We start from the raw sequence: 16,740 nt of genomic DNA, 5'->3' as shown, positions 1-16,740 counted from the left end.
AATCATCTCTAAGATAATTTTTGAATTGCTTAACGCCTACCACCACCACGATGAGGCACTTCAACTTCAGTTTCTTGTAGCTTTCTTTTTGGTGGAAAGACTTCTTGATGTTGTTGCTGCTGAATTTTTTCTTGTGCAAACTTGACACGGGTACGAACTCCGAGATCGGCATCTGTATCGAGCATTTGCTGAAGTTGATTTGTAATTCGTGATGCTTGATCTGGTAAAGTGGCTGCGTTGTTTACCGCCGCAGGTATCGCAATGGCTAATGTTTCTAAACTCGTCACTGCTGCATAGCGCACTACCCATTCTGGATCTTGAGAAATTAATAATAGCGCCTCTAATACCTGAGTCTGAACAGATTCTACTTTCTCAGGTGGTAATTGATGCCAGCGCAAAGTACCTAATCCTCTAGCCGCTGCCCGGCGCACACTTAAGGAAAAATCGGTTTTTGCTGCCTCTAACAAGGTATCCAGTGCCCGGACATCGCCAATTCCGGCTAAGGCACGAAGTGCCCAAGCCCTAGCACCATAGTTGTAGTCATCAATTAGTTCCAATAGTGGCGATACTGCGGCTTCCCCGATCGCAATTAGTCCATCTACCGCCGCTACCGCCGCCCCTGGATTGTTGTAGCCCAAAGCTGCAATCAGAGTAGGAACAGATTCCTCTATACCTGCTGCTGCTAACTCTTGAACTGCGTCTACTAAACGATCTGATGAGTCTGCTTCTTCTACAGCACGGATCAATACTGGGGCAAGATCGCTGTTATTCATAACAATTTTTCATGAGTAATTAGCCGTCAGCTAATTGTAGCTTAAGTTATCCGTAGCTGACATCATACATAAACCCCCTAACCCTGATTTTGCAGTCGGGTTGGGGGTTTATGTGTAGTAAACATTTTTTTGTAACGTATTAATAACAACTGATTATCTAGATTTTATAACTACAACAGGGAGTCCATCAGATTAATCACTTTTATCGCACCTTCTGATAAAGTGCTTGGTGTGATGTGATTGACTTGATGTTCTAGTAATCCTTTAAGAGAAATTAATTTGAGGCTATTTTCAGCAAGAGTCTGTGCGATCGCATCTGCTGCGGGTAAATATCCAATGGCTCCCAAATCTGCTAACACTGCTCGACGCAATTGCAATCTCTCACCCGCCAAAGCCTTTACCAACCGTTCTCCATAAGCTGGTTCTTGGGTTAATTGATACATAGCTCGCGCAGCTGCATATTGCACCAATTCAATTGGATGCTCTAAAAATGGCTTTACTAAAGGAATAACTTCAGTTGCCTTCAAGGTTCCCAAGGCTTCTAAAATGGCCTCGTAGGGTTGAGATAAATCAGGTTGATGTGAGACAAGCTGCTCACCCTGTAAGCCTACTACTAACAGCTTGATTAAGGCGGGAATACAAACCGGATCTCCTAACATTTCTAAGGATTGTGCTGCTGCTTCCCGTACATAAAAATCTGAGCAGTCTAAACATGCAATTAAAGGTAATACTGCTTGGCGATCGCCTAGTTTCCCTAATGCCCTACCTGCATTCCGTCGCAGAGGATATCCGCCTTCTGGTGTCCTGTCGGCTTCATCCTCTAAAGCTGCGATCAATTTTGTAACCGCAGCTGGTTTACCTATCCGAAACCTACCCAACCACCAAGCAGCATAAAAGCGCAAGCCTAAATCTGCACTTTCTAAATTAGCGATCGCTTGTTCTACTGTTAAAGATCCACCGTCGGTATTATCACCTGTCGCTGATAAATCTTCAAATTTTTGTGGACTGGAATTCATTAGGAAGAAGGATGATCGCTTTGTTCGCTATCTGTTTTCGCCTCAGCGTTCAATGGTTGAATGCTGACTATTTTGCCACCCAAGCGAGTAATTCGCTGCATCTCTTGATTCATCCGGTTCTCAGGCACTGTGATAAACACACTACCACTAGAACGAATTGGATAGTTGGTTTTTTCGGTTTCTTCGCTTTGGCGCAAACCTACTACTTCATACCGGAAGTAACGACTACTAGTTCTACCACTAATTTGTCCAAGCATAAATCACTTCCAAATTTTAAATTTTAAGTTTTCAATAGTCATTAATCAATGACTATTGACTATTGACAAATGACACTAAAGTGGTTTCACACTAGCTATTTTACCACCTTGTTTTACTACTCTTTGGAAGTAGCTAGATAGTTCTTCATAAGGTATTACCACCGCTTGATTTACCCGGCGGGTGCTAGGATATCCAGCGCCAAAAACGCCTGCTACTTCAATGCGGTAGAGTCTGCCTTCTTTACCAAATGTTCCCGCACCACCAAAAGTGCTGTTGGGGGTAACACCTTTTTCGGAAGCAACGTATGAAAAACCTGAAGGGCCACCAGATGGAGGAACAACGATAGATGCACTGTTGCGTCCGAGTTCGGCAGCAAGACGGGAAGACTTGCCTTTGAGTTGGGAAGTATCGCTACTGGCATAACCGCGATAAAGTTGGAATATCCGGCTAAATCCGACAGTTTTCTGACCTGTTTGGGTGTTAAAGCCACGATAGTAAGGAACTATATTTTCACCAAAGCTAGATTGATACTCTGGTGAATCAATATAAGAATCGATGTCGGCTTCATATCCCTTGTTTTGATACAAGTCCAAGTGATAAACCACATCAGACTCATCATAAGGGGCACGACCCAACAGATGTTTAAAGTTCAGTTCGATAACGCGAGTTTGGAAATTATCGTAGAAAAACTTGGTTTTGTACAGTTCTGATTTGGCAACTTGACGCACAAATTCTTGTACTGTATTTTTTCCATCCCGCAGGATAGATTCAGCACTTTCGAGGCGGTCAGATGCCAATATATAGTTGTTACCCAACACCTGACGATAGACGGCAGCAATTACTCTCTCTATATCTTCTTTAGTTGCATTGGGACGCAATTCTACAGGAGATTGGTCGCTAAAAGGTTCCGTTCCTAGACGGGACGCTGCTGTTGTAATAGCCATTGGTGATTTTCCTTTTGTAATTAGTAATTAGGGACTGGGGATTAGGAGTCCCTAGTCCCAGTCCTATTTATACGGCAGTAATGCTAATAACTCTACTGCCTTTGCGATTCAACTGCTGCAATTTACTAGAAAGTTGCTCGTAGGGTACGATCAATTCCGCAGTCCCACGGCGCACTACAGTTGAATTTGGGGAAGCTGCTTGTAGCACTCTGATGCGGTATGTTTCCCCACGACCACCTGTAGAGAGTCCGGTTAAGGCTCCAGCAGAGACTGGATAAATGGGTGAAGCTAGATTTTTAGCGACTTCCCAGGTTAGCCGTCCTTGTTTTTGTCCTTGAGCGCGATCGCTATTGGCATAACCCCGATACAGTTGGAACAGTCGGCTATATCCAACATTTTTCTGTCCTACTTGACTCTTAAAGCCTCGATAGTAGGGCACAACATTTTCGCCAAAACTTTCTTGATATTCTAATGAGTCAATGTAAGAGTTAATTTCAGCTTCATAACCTTGTGAGTTGTAAAGCTCAACATGGAATGAAATCTCTGACTCATCTTCTGGGGCACGCCCCAATAAATGCTTATAATTTAACTCGATAAACCGAGTTTGTGAGTTGGAGTAAAAAAACTTATCCCGATATAGTTCCGATTGAGCAATGGCTTGCACAAATCCCCGAACTGAGATTAAACCTTGCTGCAAAAGCGATTCGGCACTCTCCAGACGCTCTCCTTCTAGGAGGTATGCATTACCTAAAACCTGACGGTAAGCTGCCCGGATAATAACTGCTACATCTGCTTCAGTTCTATCGGGACGTAGTTCTACCTGTCCAGAGTTTTCAAATGCTCCAATCCCTAATCTTGCTGCTTGTCCCAAAGCTGCCATCTTTAAACCTCCTCAGTTTTAACTGCAAAACTGAAAACTTTTTAGAAAAATTTTTTCTAGTCTTTTAACAGTCTTTTGAAAATAAAACTGCCCGGAGAGGTAAGCAACTCATAGAACTCACTTGTCATAAGAGCTGATTTCCTCTCCGGGCTAAAGAAACACTCTAGCTTAGAGTATTGATTACATAGTCGATGTAGGAATTTGCTTCAACAGCTGGGTCGCCGCTTAGACCGTGGTTAGCTTTGATGTACTTGAGAGCTTCAATGTACCAGCTAGGAGATAGGTCAAAAGTCCGGTTGATTTCAGCCAAGCCAGAAATCAAGAAATCATCCAAGGGGCCTGTGCCACCAACAACTAAAGCATAAGTGATAATCCGCAAGTAGTAGCCAACATCACGAACGCACTTGCCTTTACCGCGTGAATCAGACGCGAAGTTGGGGCCTTGTTGTTGAGTGGTGTAAGGGAACTTGTTATATACTGCTTGAGCAGCACCTTCGGTCAAGCGTTGAGCATTAGCACTTAATGCTTTTGCTGCTTGTAAGCTAGCTGGCGCTTGACGGAAGCGACCAAAAGCAACTTGAATTTCGGTGCTGCTGAGGTAGCGACCTTGAGAGTCTGCTGATGCAATTGCTTCCGTTAGAGGTGTTTTTGTCATTTTGGTATTTCCCTTTTACAAACTTTTGGTTGAAATTTTGTTTTGTCCTAATGGACAATTATCTCAGTCAATAGCAGCAATATCTGCCTTAAGCTACTGCTGAAGCAGCACGATCGAAATAGCTAGCTATTTCAGATGCTAAAGCGCTGCAATCGCCTCTGGTGATGTTGTTTGTGTCGTTAACAATTGCTAGGGAAGCTGCTTTCAGCTTTTGAATACCAACAGCAACTGAAGCTCCAGGGGTTCCCAATGCCAAGTAGGTTTCACGCAAACCATTGAGGGCACGGTCATCTAGAACACTAGAATCGCCAGCAAAGATTGCATAAGTGATGTAGCGAAGAATGATGTCCAAGTCTCTGATGCAAGCAGCAGCGCGACGGCTGGTATAAGCATTACCACCGGGAGTGATCAATTGGGGTTGTTCTGCCCACAAATCACGAGCCGCAGCAGCAACAAGAGCGGAAGCATTGCTGGTAATCCGGTTAACAGCATCTGCACGCTTGTTACCATCTTTGACTAGTTCGCTCAATGCATCCAATTGTGCATCGGAGAGGTATTCCCCACGTGTATCAGCTTGGGAAACTACTTTTGCAAATGCATCTAAAACCATTGCGTTAAATCTCCTACTTTGCTTGGTTAAGAATAATTGGACTCAAAACTGATGGTTCAGCTTTTTTTTGATGTCAGCACTGCCTGACGAGTTACGAAAGGTTTAAAACAGACATCCAAGAAATAAGTTTACGATCTCCAGGCTTTCAGATTAAAACTTTTGTTAAAAAACTTAAAACTTCTGTGAATGACTGGAAAACCTGATTAAGATGTTGTTTTTTACTTCCAAGTTCTCTTTATACAATGCTGCCGCATCATTATTTATTACAAATTATTGTTATGTTTGTTAATTTAATTTACATAACTTTACATTTTCTGATTGGCTTCTCTCCACCTCTAGGAAATTCCTCAAAGGATGCGATCGCACCCTTAATTAAAGTAATGTTTGCAACTCCATCCCTACTGATAAAGGTGCGGGACATACTTTACGACTGCATTGCATCCATTGCATCCGTGGGTTCATAGCTACAGATGCAATGGGAGACTATTAGGATTGTTGCTAACGCAGACTTGAGGATTGCGTACCAGCCAAACCTAACCACTACCGAAGCGAGCCGCACCTGCTGCGTTCAACTGTTTTTTAAAGGCATCAAAACTGCCAAAAGTTAAAAGTTTGGTTAATTTCTTGAGCGATCGCTCCCGATGGTTGTCCATCACCTTCAGGACTCATAATCAACAAGTCGAAACTTCATAGATGCTTAGACACTAAAGATAGCCATCTATGGTATAGAAATGTATAGAATCTTGTAAAGATATAAAATATAGTTGTTAAATGCACACATTTGTAGCTTCTTCCTCAATGCAGCTGTCTGTACCACCAAATCACTTTCAGCCAATGAAGATTGTCGCACTGGGGGACAGCTTAATTTATGGATTCGGCGATCCAGAAAAAGGAGGCTGGATCGAGCAACTACGGCGATGGTGGATGTTGCCGGATAGTGCCGGTCATGTTCTTTATAATTTAGGGGTAAGAGGCGATCGCACGCAACAAGTAGCCCAAAGGCTAGAAGTTGAATTTCGCCACCGGGGTGAACTCCGAAATCGTGTCCCCGACTTGATCATTTTATCCGTAGGCGTGAACGACTCAGCGCGGTTGGCGCGTCCCGATGGTCGAAGTTACACAGATTTTACCCTATTTGAAAAAGAAATTGGTTCTCTGCTAGATTTAGCACAGCAACTCTGTCCTGTGTTATTTGTGGGCATGGTGCCAGTAGATGAAGCCAAGATGCCATTTTTAGATTGTTTTTACTATAATCATGCCGATCAGTATCGCTACAAAGAAGCAACTAGAATTGCTTGCAGCAAACGACAGATTCCCTATTTGGATATTTTTGAGCAATGGATGGAACGCGGTGAAAACTGGCGGCTTAAACGTCTGAGTGAAGATGGTCTTCATCCCAATACACTTGGTTATCAAGCTTTGTTAGAAGATGCGATCGACTGGGATGCGATACATTCAGTAAGCTTTGCCAATGCAGCTTACCATTCTGAATTTAATTATCATCTTAAACCATCCTAATAATATAGATATGTTGGTGCTTTCGAGTTAGCCTATATTCTCGTATTCGCTATCTTCGCAAAAAGTACCACAATCTTAACTAATTTTTGAACGAGAGTAGATGTAGCATCCTTTCATAATCAATCTATAAAAACTCTAATTTTTCTCTTTTCATTACAGACGTAATTAATCGCGTCTCTTAAATCCTAACTCTTAACTCATCACTCTTATGACACCAACTTTATTTGGTCGTTGGCAAACTCGATTATTATTAATTCTAACTGTCGGCGTACTTGTATCTTTGCCTTTTGCACTGGGTTTGATTGGCCCTGGCGCTAACTCGGTTTATTTTTGGATACTTGGTTATGTCGCCGTCTTTGGCTTAGGTTGGGATGTGCTTTATAACCATCTTCAGAAATCCCGATGGGATAGGGATTGGCCCGCAGCTTATCAACTTTTAGCTGGTATATGGGAATTAGCATTTGTGTTCTGTGGAGTAAAACTGTTTGGCTTTTTACCAATACCTTTACCTAAAGAAGAATTACCTTTAGCAGTTTTTTTATTGCACTATAGCGTCGTGTGGCTAGCAGTTTTTATTAGTTCACAAAGCCTGATGCGAATTATTTTCCTCCGTTGGCGTTTCCGGGGTGGCGAGTGGTTGTAATATTGTGTCCACTTAAAGATCGATCGTTAAGACTGCACTTAACCCAAGTGTATTGGATATGGTGTACACACAAGTATCTTGACCTCTTATGACAATGCATCGACTTGTTTGTTTCGGACTTACGCAGAGTTATAAACAAACTGCATTCCCGCAGCGTCTCGCAGAGAAGAACGGATACACACATTCGTGTAGCGTCTCGTAGAGAAGGAATAAGAGTTTTTGCATAAGTGCTATTGCTATAGGAATCCGGTTTGAATTTTGAAAATATACGTAGGGTGGTTACGAACTTCGTTCTAACGCACCCTACAATACCTAATTTTGTTCAAAAATCAAATAGTAATCCTATATGCAAACTCATCGGATTGTAAAAATTGACTCATATCTGGCGGTTTAAGTTTAGATGCAATATGTTGTATTAACGTACATTTATTTGTGTGCGTTTTTACGAACAAAAGGGCAATTACTACAACTTTGGAAAAGTTTTCAATGTATTGCTTTTTGTATCTCACCAAATTAAAAATAGCTATCTTATGTATATTCTACAAAATTGGCACTTGTGCTGATGTAGTAGTCATGTATGAGAGAAAACCGCACAAGCTTTGGAGTCTAGGGAGATTTTTCAATGCAGAGACGCAAATTAAGGAAGTGCAATGTCAAATTTTGATCTGGTTATTCAGCTATTTTTGCAACTCACAGTTATCTTAGCTACTTGTCGCATGGTGACGATTTTAGGACGGCGTTATCTTGGTCAAACTGATGTTGTTTGCGAAATGATTGCAGGCGTAATGCTAGGGCCATCACTTTTGGGATTGATTGCACCGGATTTTCAGCAATGGCTTTTTCCTAAGCTTCCAATCATCACTGTTGTCGGACTTAAAATACCCAATCCGTCGATGTCGATTTTATATGCTATCAGCCAGATTGGATTGGTAATTTATATGTTTTTGATTGGTTTAGAGTTCAACACCAAACTCTTAAAACATCATATCAAAAGTGCAAGTTTGCTATCTGCTGCTGGAATTTTTACTCCTTTTATTTTAGGAGCGATCGCATCTTTTTGGTTTTATCACAATGGCGATTTCTTTCAACCAAAGGTAACGCCTTGGTCAGCCGCTTTGTATCTGGGTGCGTCGATGACTATTACAGCTTTTCCGATGTTAGCTCGTATTCTTTACGAACGCGGTCTCGCACAAACCCGCTTTGGTACATTGGCTTTAGGTGCAGCATCGGTAGATGATGGAGTTGCTTGGTGTTTGCTAGCGATCGTCCTTGCTAGCGTGAAAAATTCTCTGAGCATTGCCATATTAGCAATTGGTGGTGGCATTTGCTACATATTATTTGCAATTTTTCTCGCTCAACCTCTATTGACAGTGTTCACACGCATGACAAAACGCGATGTAGGTGTGAATAGACAAACTCTAACTTTGATGTTGATAATTTTGATGTTTTGTGCGTGGTTTACCGATATCACAGGTATCTATGCAATATTCGGCGCTTTTGTGCTGGGAGCAGTGACACCACGAGGAGAATTCGCCCAACAAATTCGCCAATATACTGAGTTTTTAACTACTTCTTTTTTACTACCGATATTTTTTGTTTTCTCTGGACTGAACACTCAAATTGGATTGGTAAACACACCTACTTTATGGGGAGTTACACTCTTAATTATTGCGATCGCAATTCTTGGCAAAGGTGTTGCTTGTATGTTGGCTGCAAAATTAGCCGGGGAAAATTGGCGTGAGTCTGCAACTATCGGCGCTCTGATGAATGCTCGTGGTTTGATGGAGTTAATCATCCTCAATATTGGTCTTGAGCAAGGTATAATTACCCCGACTTTATTCACTATAATGGTTATTATGGCAGTCATTACTACACTCATGGCATCACCACTGATTGCCTTTTTCTTGCATGGTACAAGCTATGATAAATCTTCTGCTTAAGTAAATATAAATAGAAAAAAATTCCAAATTTACTAATATTAATTACATAGGAGTTGGGTAAAATTATCCGCTTAGACTCTAAGCTATAGTAATCCGATTTGATTCCTGAAATTATCTGCGAAGGTAGAGAACTCTTAACAGAAAAGAAGGGTAAGCTGATGTGCATCTAAATTGTATAGTACGAAAACGTAAAATTATTGTAGTGCGGGCAACATGAGCGCATCGCATATACAAATTAAATACGCAACAGCTTATAGATGTGTAATGAATCTTGTTCAAAAATCAAATAGCAGTCCTATAGAAGGGCTAATTTATTAGTGCCTGCTTTTAAGGAATACTACAAAACCAATACCAATTATCTATTTTTTGTGTAGGTAATTCGGAGTTATTCTACATTTAGCTATTAAAATCATTATAATAATTACTTTTTCATCTCTGCAACTGCGTCCTCTCAGTAATTGACATTACAACTAAGTGCAAATTAATCTTGGCTGTATCTAACAAACTTGAAAATTCTCGATCTTTTAAAGATTTATCTTAGAGAAACCAGATAGTTAATTGTGAGGAAATGTGAGGAAACCATGCACATAGTTATTCTTGTTCTGGTTGAGGTGCTGATTGTTATTGGACTTTCAAGGCTAGTAGGGCTAGCATTTCGTTCCATTAAGCAGCCTTTGGTAATTGGTGAGATTGTCGCCGGCATTATGCTCGGCCCTTCTTTATTTGGTTTAGTTGCTCCCGATGTAGCAGTTACCTTGTTTCCACCAGAAACTATTCCCTTTCTAAATGTTTTGTCTCAGGTGGGACTAATATTTTTTATGTTTCTGATTGGGCTAGAACTAAATCCCAAATACCTCGGCGGACAATTGGAAGTAGCTATTTTAACTTCTCATGTCAGCATTTTGGTGCCGTTTTCTTTAGGAACATTGCTAGCGGTAATCCTTTATCCCCTAGTTTCTAATGCCAGTGTATCATTCACCGCCTTTGCTTTGTTTTTGGGGGCGGCAATGTCCATTACTGCCTTTCCAGTGTTGGCGCGAATCATTACTGAAAACAATTTACAAGGAACCCGTTTAGGAACCTTGGCGTTAACTTGTGCAGCCGTGGACGATGTAACAGCTTGGTGTTTGTTAGCAGTAGCGATCGCAGTGGCTAGAACTGGTGACTTTGCTGGTGCTATACCCACGATCATCGCCAGCATCGTTTACATCGGCTTGATGTTGACGGTGGGACGTTGGTTCCTCCAGCGCCTTGCCAAACACTACCTGCGTGCGGGACGACTCAGCCAATTACTGCTGGCTGGGATTTATATGGCAGTGGTTGCATCGGCATTAATTACCGAACTAATTGGTATTCACTTAATTTTTGGGGCATTTTTACTGGGAGCAGCCATGCCCAAAAATGAAGATTTAGTGCGGGAATTAGCAGTAAAAACCGAAGATTTTGTGCTGATATTCTTGCTGCCAATATTTTTTGCCTACAGTGGTTTAAAGACACAAATTGGCTTGCTCAACCGTCCCGAATTGTGGCTTTTGTGTGCGTTGGTTTTAGGAGTGGCGATCGCAGGCAAATATATTGGTACTTATGTTGCAGCCCGTGTCAGTGGCATTAGTAAACGGGAAGCCTCGGCACTCGGTTGGTTAATGAATACTCGCGGTTTAACCGAACTAATAGTGCTAAATATTGGTCTAGAGTTAGGGGTAATTTCGCCCTTAATATTTACCATGCTGGTAATTATGGCATTGGTAACTACATTCATGACCTCGCCACTGCTGGAATGGACATATCCGAAGAAGCTGATCAGGTTAGATGTTGTGGAACCGGAGTCGGAAGCAGAAACAGGTATAGATACCTCTGCTGGAGGTGAACCTTCTCCTCATCCTTTCCGAATTTTGGTGCCGGTAGCTAATCCCAGTACCCAAAAAGGTTTAGTACAGTTAGCAGTAGCTTTAGCGCAGCCCGCCGTCGGTATCGCTCTCAATTATCGATATCCTGCCATTGTTAATCCCCTCAGCCTGATTGAATTTGAAGAAGACTATGCCTTTGAAAGTACCCCAGTTGAAGCAGACAGATTAATTGCCCAGCGCCGCCGCCAGCTAGAAGAATTAATTAATACTCTCGAACCGCCAGAAACTCGTTCTTGTGTGCATCCTATCGTTCGCATATCCAGCAACGTTGCCCGCGAAACCGCACAAATTGCCACATTAGAACAAGTTGATTTAATTCTCGTGGGCTGGCATCGCCCAGCTTTTAGTAGTAATCGTTTAGGTGGAAGAGTTGGACAAATGCTTACCACCGCACCAGTAGATGTAGCAGTATTTGTAGATAAAGGTAAAGAGCAATTAGAAAGTTTACTCGTACCTTATTCTGCCAATATCCATGATGATTTAGCACTAATACTAGCTCTCAGGCTGCTAATTAATCGTGAGACTTGTATGTTGCAGATATTACAGATAGTAGCAAATCATACCAAGGAAGAATTGAGTTATGAACTGAACACAATGATGGAGCAATTGCCCACCAGTGTACGCGATCGCATTGAAATCAAAATTCTCGAAGCCCCAGAACCAATCCAAGCCGTAATTCAAGCTTCAGAAGGTGTTGACTTAACTATTGCTGGCACCAGCCGCGCGTGGGGTATCGAGCGCCAAACCTTGGGAAGATATACAGATCAACTAGCTATCCAATGTCGTTCTTCGCTGCTGATTACTCGCCGCTACAGTCAAGTTACCGCTCACCTTGCCTCTATGCTTCCTGAAGTTAGTAGTCAAGAACCAACATTGAGGAGTTGAGAACATGAATCATTTCAACTTCAAATCTTTAGCTTTTTACGGAGTAGCAATAGTTTCAGTGCTACTGTTGTTTAAAACTGTCAGCGTTTATGGGGAAAACAATCTTAAGGCTCCTCCGGCCGTTAACGGCCGCTATCGTCTAACCCTGTCAGAGAATTTGCCTAACTGTGAAAAATCGGATACCCTAACGTTAAACATTGAGCAGTCGGGTATTTACTTAAATGCCTCTGTATTACCGGCAAATGCTAAGACCGATACTGACGAAAAGCACTCTCTGGCAGGCATCTTCAGAAATCAACAATTAAATTTATCTGGGAAAGTTGGCAAATCAATCCTTTGTAATATTCCTCACTCCCAAAACGATCCTCTGAATTCAGTCACAATTCAAATGCAATTTGTGGATAAAGGTAATCTGACAGGTCAATTAACCGTAAATGACATTCCACAAACCCTGAAATTTACTGCTGTGCCCCAAAAAGCCGAGGAGAAATCTCAGAAGTGATGAAGTGGGGAGTAGGGATTAAATAATTCGTAATTCGTAATTCGTAATTCGTAATTCGTAATTATGTAATGCGCGTGGGGATTTCAACCACAACACAAAACAATTAACCCTTATGGGATGGGGACTTGACCCCAATATTGGTTAAAGAGCAATGTGAGCGCATTGTATGGGTTTTATGGAGCAGATAAAAAGAATGAATCAGGGACTAAAGACTAGGCTATTTTGCCAATGGCGCAAGCAGCTATTTAACATCAGTCTATTAGGCTTTTGGGTAGCGATCGCTCTCGAAACTTGCACTACTGCTGCTACACCAGGAGCAAAGCTAGATAATTGGCATTTTTCACCCAAAACACAGCAACTCGAAATCACCCTCTCAGCAGGTACAACACCTCATTATTTCTACTTAGCCCAACCCTCTCGGCTTGTTGTAGATTTACCGAATACTAAGTTGGGCAAAGTTTCCACACAACAAAATTATTCTGGAGCAATCAAAAGTATTCGTGTTTCTCAACTGAACGCAAAGGACACACGCATTGTCTTAGATTTAGCACCAGGGACTGCTTTTAATCCTAAACAGGTACAACTGCAACCCGTTTCCCGAAAAAACTCCACTCGCTGGGTATTACGTCCGGTTTTTTCTGGTAAAACTACTGCCGTGAAACCAGGAAACTCCCCACCTTCATCTAAGAAACAGTCTCAAACACTGTATAAGCCACAGCCGCCTAGTAACTTACCCGTAACTACTACTAATTTACAAGCGCCCTTACTCACAATTCCGCCGATATCAAACGATCTGCCCTCAACAATTACTAATAACTCAGGACAGCCTTTTGTCACTGTACCTGCCCTAACTCCGAATACATCCTCTCAACAACCTGCTTTCGTTCTTCCCCCTCCTTCTTTCCCAAATCAACCCGGTAACTTGAATAACATTCCTCCTTCTGGTGTGTCAGAATTTCCAGTTCCAACAACCCCTAATGTTTCCAATCCCCAGGTAATCGAGTTTGGTCAACCTTTACCCAAAAATAAATAGGGCATGGAAAATCAAACCAATGCCCCATGCCCTAATTTAGATATTTGTCCAGTTAGCAACTATTACCTTTTTCCAACTAATTCCTTCACCTTGTTGATGATGCTCACTGGATCGATACCTTGATATGGGTACTGTTCCCACAAACCACCGCAACCTTCTTTATGAGTCCCTAAATGGGCATATTTGGGAGTCAACCCGCGCTCTAGCAGCCAAGAACCGAAACGGCTGCCTAAACCAGTCCGCCGATTGAAGGCTTCTACTACAAGGACAAAAGGAGCATTACCAATTTTGGTAATCATTTCTTCATCAATGATGTTTAAAGTTGGTTTGTTAATTAAACCAACGTCTAACCCTTCTTGCTTAAGACGCTCTACAGCATCAACGGCACGGTAGAGAGCATCACCAAAACTGATGATATAGCCTTGCGTTCCCTCTCGAATAACCTCATCTTTACCAGGAACAAATTTGTAGCCACTTCCAAATAAGTCATTGCCCTTGCTGTCCTGAATATTGGGCACTTTGGAACGGGTAGAGAAAATAAACCGCAGTCCAGGCTCATGAAACACAGCTTCTACACAAGCTGTCATTTGATTAATATCTGCCGGGAAGTACAACTGTGTTGCGTAGCCATCATCCAAGCCATTGTCAGCAAACATATTGTTCAAACCAAAATGGCAGGTGTTATCTGCCATGTCATCTATACCCGCATGGGAAAAGTGGCACAAGACATTAGAATAGTTCAGCCGTGCCATCGTGATTTCTGAAATACACATTTCTAAGAAGGCGCTGAAAGTCCCAAAAATACCTTGCTTGCCCTTCTCCATTCCGAATCCAGCAGCAGCAGAGAAATTGCCCCGTTCCATGATGCCGGAGGGAATAAATATCTCAGGGTATGTATCGTGAATTTTCTTCAACCCGCAGGAGCCTTCTAGATCGCTATCAATCACCTTGACTTTTTCTTTACGCTCCGCCTCACTCATGCGACTGAGGACAGCTACCACGGCTTCACCAAACACATTCCGGTTAGCGCCCCATTTATCACTGGAACCCAGAAATGTATATGTTTGCTTGGGTTTCTCAATCCTCTTCAGGTATTCAATCGCCGCAGTTTGTCCACGAGATTCTAGATATTTAATTGCTAAATCTACAGAAATTACATCATGACCATGAGTAGAGCCTTCTAAACCTTCAATACCAGGACACATCGGGCGTTTATTAATGAGAGCGATCGCTCCGGGAGTATTTACAGCTTCACAGAGGCGACGGTATAAATCATCTAAGTCTTCCCCGTCTCCCTGAAGTACTTTCAAACCGTGACCTTCTAAAGTTTTGGCAACACTGAAACCAGGTAAATATTTAGAAGGATGCCCAGCGATCGTTACATCATTGTCATCAATGAGCAGCTTGATGTTGAGATGTTGAGCAACCGCCAAGCGAGCAGCTTCAGCATCGTTACCTTCTTGCTGTGAGCCATCAGAACCGAGACAAAAAACTGCTTTGCCTGGATTTGCCATTGCCACACCATTGATGTAAGGCCAAAGATGTCCTAGGCGGCCAGAACTAAATTTCACACCAGGGGTTAATCCTAGTTCGGGGTGTCCTGGCAAATGGGAATTTGCTTGGCGATAACGTAAAAGTTGCTCGGCAGGTAAGTCACCATGCAAGGTTGCCATTAGATATTGGGTGGCGACTCGATGTCCTGCCTCATCAAAGAAAATTGGCACAAATTGCTCCGATGCTCCCCGGAAAAAGGCATCGAGGATCGTTACCTCTGGCACTGTATCATAAGGCCCACCAGTATGACCACCCACTCCGCTAGCAGCGCCAGTTGCTGTAAAAAAGACGATCGCATCCCGGCAGAGTTGAATATTCGCTTTTAGAATCTCTCGCTGTTTATCTGTGAGGCTCGAATTGGCTGGATTGAGCGCTAAAAATTGGTAAGCACCCAGATCGATTGGAAATTGGGTATCAATAATAGTCATGGTTTATTTACTGAATAAAAAGCTATTTGAACACACGGCACGGATGAGCGCACTACAAAAAAGTTGTTAAAAGGGACTGGGGACTGGGAGCTAAGACCAACCACTTGCAATACTGCTCGGTTAAGGATTTTTAACTCGGAATTGGGTTTGGGGAAAAGGTTTAAGGGTAAAGGTTAAAGGTTTTTTCTTTCCCCTTTCCCCTTTCCCCAAAACCCGACAAGTATTGCAACCACTTGGAACCATCTGGTTTCATCTAATGCCAAAATTAATACATTTAACCATGCATGAACGTGATTGAATTCAATTGAAGTTGCTGCTTGTCAATAAGTATAAACTCACAAACGTGCAATTTCAAGTTCAAAAACGCAATTTCAGGAAAAATAATTATGCTAACTGCTGAACGACGACAATTCATCTTAGAAATTCTGCGTCGTGATAAAAAGGTACTTTCGACAGAACTTAGTGCTGTTCTGAAGGTTTCTGAGGATACGATTCGGCGGGACTTGCGAGAACTAGCAGAAACTGGATTATTGCAACGCGTTCATGGGGGAGCGCTGCTTAAATCTCCAGCCACCGCCAGTTATGCCGATCGCCAAAAGCAAGCGCCCAAAGAAAAGGAAGCGATCGCTCGGACAGCAGCAAAATTAGTTTGTAAAGGACAGGTGGTGATTTTAGATGGAGGTACGACAACTCTCCAAGTGACGCGTCATTTGCCCTTAGATTTGCAAGCGACAGTGATCACAAATAGTCCGCCAATTGCCGTTGCTTTAGCAGAACATCCCCATATAGAGGTTGTGATGTTAGGTGGACAACTTTACAAAAAAGCCTTGGTGAATGTGGGTACTGTCACGATTGAGACATTACGGATGATTCGTGCAGATTTGTGCATGTTGGGGGTTTGCAGTTTGCATCCAGAGATTGGCATTAGTGTACCTAATCTAGACGAAGCCCACGTTAAACGAGCCATGATTGCTGGATCGGCTGAGGTAGTAGGATTAGTGACAGCAGAAAAATTGGACACGGCTGCTCCTTATTTAGTGGAGTCCATTCATGCCCTGACTTACCTTGTAACAGCACCTACAGTCTCTAATAATATGCTGAGTGCCTACAAAGCTTTAGGTTTAACCATTATCCGTGATGAGTAACCACGATCTGATGCGAGCAGATGCGATCGCTGGGGACTGGGGAGCAGGG

General features: G+C 42.5%; 16 protein-coding genes and 1 pseudogene. 7 read left to right on the top strand and 10 right to left on the bottom strand.

Going from position 1 to position 16,740, the window contains the following annotated elements; translation table 11 throughout:
• Positions 1 to 29: 29 nt before the first annotated feature.
• From CDG79_RS24785 to CDG79_RS41325, 9 genes and pseudogenes are all read right to left on the bottom strand, one after another.
• Positions 30 to 773, bottom strand: a complete 744-nt coding sequence (locus CDG79_RS24785) for a HEAT repeat domain-containing protein (RefSeq protein ID WP_094344502.1) — start codon at positions 771 to 773, stop codon at positions 30 to 32.
• Between the two features lie 170 nt (positions 774 to 943).
• Positions 944 to 1,789, bottom strand: a complete 846-nt coding sequence (locus CDG79_RS24780) for a HEAT repeat domain-containing protein (protein ID WP_094344501.1) — start codon at positions 1,787 to 1,789, stop codon at positions 944 to 946.
• Complete coding sequence (locus tag CDG79_RS24775) at positions 1,789 to 2,046, bottom strand: phycobilisome linker polypeptide (protein ID WP_094344500.1); 258 nt, start codon at positions 2,044 to 2,046, stop codon at positions 1,789 to 1,791. Before CDG79_RS24775 ends, CDG79_RS24780 begins: the two co-directional genes overlap by 1 nt.
• A 75-nt stretch (positions 2,047 to 2,121) precedes the next feature.
• Positions 2,122 to 2,991, bottom strand: a complete 870-nt coding sequence (locus CDG79_RS24770) for a phycobilisome linker polypeptide (RefSeq protein ID WP_094344499.1) — start codon at positions 2,989 to 2,991, stop codon at positions 2,122 to 2,124.
• A 67-nt stretch (positions 2,992 to 3,058) separates the two neighbouring features.
• A complete protein-coding gene (locus tag CDG79_RS24765) occupies positions 3,059 to 3,871 on the bottom strand; it encodes a phycobilisome linker polypeptide (protein WP_094344498.1) in 813 nt (270 codons plus the stop codon).
• A 163-nt stretch (positions 3,872 to 4,034) separates the two neighbouring features.
• Positions 4,035 to 4,526 (bottom strand): phycocyanin subunit alpha, encoded by a 492-nt coding sequence (cpcA, locus tag CDG79_RS24760; RefSeq protein WP_094328476.1) that lies wholly within the window; start codon positions 4,524 to 4,526, stop codon positions 4,035 to 4,037.
• Between the two features lie 88 nt (positions 4,527 to 4,614).
• On the bottom strand, positions 4,615 to 5,136 hold the full coding sequence (locus CDG79_RS24755; RefSeq protein WP_094328475.1) for a phycocyanin subunit beta: 522 nt from the start codon (positions 5,134 to 5,136) through the stop codon (positions 4,615 to 4,617).
• Positions 5,137 to 5,431: 295 nt separating this feature from the next.
• Positions 5,432 to 5,557: a hypothetical protein gene (locus CDG79_RS44940; RefSeq protein WP_262985827.1), complete on the bottom strand. Its 126-nt coding sequence runs from the start codon at positions 5,555 to 5,557 to the stop codon at positions 5,432 to 5,434.
• 115 nt (positions 5,558 to 5,672) lie between these two features.
• Positions 5,673 to 5,808: pseudogene (locus CDG79_RS41325) on the bottom strand (Fe-Mn family superoxide dismutase); the annotation flags it as partial.
• A 99-nt stretch (positions 5,809 to 5,907) separates the two neighbouring features.
• Here CDG79_RS41325 and CDG79_RS24750 point away from each other — a divergent pair.
• The 6 genes from CDG79_RS24750 to CDG79_RS24725 all read left to right on the top strand — a co-directional run bounded on the left by CDG79_RS24750 (position 5,908) and on the right by CDG79_RS24725 (position 13,564).
• Positions 5,908 to 6,654: a GDSL-type esterase/lipase family protein gene (locus CDG79_RS24750; protein WP_189525114.1), complete on the top strand. Its 747-nt coding sequence runs from the start codon at positions 5,908 to 5,910 to the stop codon at positions 6,652 to 6,654.
• A 208-nt stretch (positions 6,655 to 6,862) separates the two neighbouring features.
• Entirely contained in the window at positions 6,863 to 7,297 is a 435-nt protein-coding gene (locus CDG79_RS24745) for a hypothetical protein (RefSeq protein WP_094344496.1), read from the top strand.
• Positions 7,298 to 7,947: 650 nt separating this feature from the next.
• A complete protein-coding gene (locus CDG79_RS24740; protein WP_094344495.1) occupies positions 7,948 to 9,237 on the top strand; it encodes a cation:proton antiporter in 1,290 nt (429 codons plus the stop codon).
• Positions 9,238 to 9,818: 581 nt separating this feature from the next.
• Positions 9,819 to 12,029 carry a cation:proton antiporter gene (locus CDG79_RS24735; protein ID WP_094344494.1) on the top strand — a complete coding sequence of 737 codons (2,211 nt, stop codon included), beginning with the start codon at positions 9,819 to 9,821 and terminating at the stop codon, positions 12,027 to 12,029.
• 4 nt (positions 12,030 to 12,033) lie between these two features.
• On the top strand, positions 12,034 to 12,531 hold the full coding sequence (locus CDG79_RS24730; protein ID WP_094344493.1) for a hypothetical protein: 498 nt from the start codon (positions 12,034 to 12,036) through the stop codon (positions 12,529 to 12,531).
• Positions 12,532 to 12,724: 193 nt separating this feature from the next.
• A complete protein-coding gene (locus tag CDG79_RS24725) occupies positions 12,725 to 13,564 on the top strand; it encodes an AMIN domain-containing protein (RefSeq protein ID WP_094344492.1) in 840 nt (279 codons plus the stop codon).
• 62 nt (positions 13,565 to 13,626) lie between these two features.
• Here CDG79_RS24725 and CDG79_RS24720 read toward each other — a convergent pair whose 3' ends face one another.
• A complete protein-coding gene (locus tag CDG79_RS24720; RefSeq protein WP_094344491.1) occupies positions 13,627 to 15,546 on the bottom strand; it encodes a transketolase C-terminal domain-containing protein in 1,920 nt (639 codons plus the stop codon).
• 386 nt (positions 15,547 to 15,932) lie between these two features.
• Between CDG79_RS24720 and CDG79_RS24715 the strand changes: the two genes are divergently transcribed.
• Positions 15,933 to 16,691 carry a DeoR/GlpR family DNA-binding transcription regulator gene (locus CDG79_RS24715; protein ID WP_094344490.1) on the top strand — a complete coding sequence of 253 codons (759 nt, stop codon included), beginning with the start codon at positions 15,933 to 15,935 and terminating at the stop codon, positions 16,689 to 16,691.
• The last annotated feature ends 49 nt before the right edge of the window (positions 16,692 to 16,740 follow it).

The organism is Nostoc sp. 'Peltigera membranacea cyanobiont' 232, assembly GCF_002245985.1.
Taxonomy (GTDB): Bacteria; Cyanobacteriota; Cyanobacteriia; order Cyanobacteriales; family Nostocaceae; genus Nostoc.
The sequence above is the reverse complement of the archived record's forward strand: the minus strand, read 5'-3'. Positions and strand labels throughout refer to the sequence as shown.

Excerpts from the sequence above, each read along its gene's own strand:
- CDG79_RS24740 (WP_094344495.1), top strand. The coding sequence starts at position 7,948 with ATGTCAAATTTTGATCTGGTTATTCAGCTATTTTTGCAACTCACAGTT.
- CDG79_RS24750 (WP_189525114.1), top strand. The coding sequence starts at position 5,908 with ATGCACACATTTGTAGCTTCTTCCTCAATGCAGCTGTCTGTACCACCA.
- CDG79_RS24785 (WP_094344502.1), bottom strand. The coding sequence starts at position 773 with ATGAATAACAGCGATCTTGCCCCAGTATTGATCCGTGCTGTAGAAGAA.
- CDG79_RS44940 (WP_262985827.1), bottom strand. The coding sequence starts at position 5,557 with ATGTCCCGCACCTTTATCAGTAGGGATGGAGTTGCAAACATTACTTTA.
- CDG79_RS24735 (WP_094344494.1), top strand. The coding sequence starts at position 9,819 with ATGCACATAGTTATTCTTGTTCTGGTTGAGGTGCTGATTGTTATTGGA.
- CDG79_RS24745 (WP_094344496.1), top strand. The coding sequence starts at position 6,863 with ATGACACCAACTTTATTTGGTCGTTGGCAAACTCGATTATTATTAATT.
- CDG79_RS24775 (WP_094344500.1), bottom strand. The coding sequence starts at position 2,046 with ATGCTTGGACAAATTAGTGGTAGAACTAGTAGTCGTTACTTCCGGTAT.
- CDG79_RS24755 (WP_094328475.1), bottom strand. The coding sequence starts at position 5,136 with ATGGTTTTAGATGCATTTGCAAAAGTAGTTTCCCAAGCTGATACACGT.
- CDG79_RS24765 (WP_094344498.1), bottom strand. The coding sequence starts at position 3,871 with ATGGCAGCTTTGGGACAAGCAGCAAGATTAGGGATTGGAGCATTTGAA.
- cpcA (WP_094328476.1), bottom strand. The coding sequence starts at position 4,526 with ATGACAAAAACACCTCTAACGGAAGCAATTGCATCAGCAGACTCTCAA.
- CDG79_RS24720 (WP_094344491.1), bottom strand. The coding sequence starts at position 15,546 with ATGACTATTATTGATACCCAATTTCCAATCGATCTGGGTGCTTACCAA.
- CDG79_RS24725 (WP_094344492.1), top strand. The coding sequence starts at position 12,725 with ATGAATCAGGGACTAAAGACTAGGCTATTTTGCCAATGGCGCAAGCAG.
- CDG79_RS24770 (WP_094344499.1), bottom strand. The coding sequence starts at position 2,991 with ATGGCTATTACAACAGCAGCGTCCCGTCTAGGAACGGAACCTTTTAGC.
- CDG79_RS24730 (WP_094344493.1), top strand. The coding sequence starts at position 12,034 with ATGAATCATTTCAACTTCAAATCTTTAGCTTTTTACGGAGTAGCAATA.
- CDG79_RS24780 (WP_094344501.1), bottom strand. The coding sequence starts at position 1,789 with ATGAATTCCAGTCCACAAAAATTTGAAGATTTATCAGCGACAGGTGAT.
- CDG79_RS24715 (WP_094344490.1), top strand. The coding sequence starts at position 15,933 with ATGCTAACTGCTGAACGACGACAATTCATCTTAGAAATTCTGCGTCGT.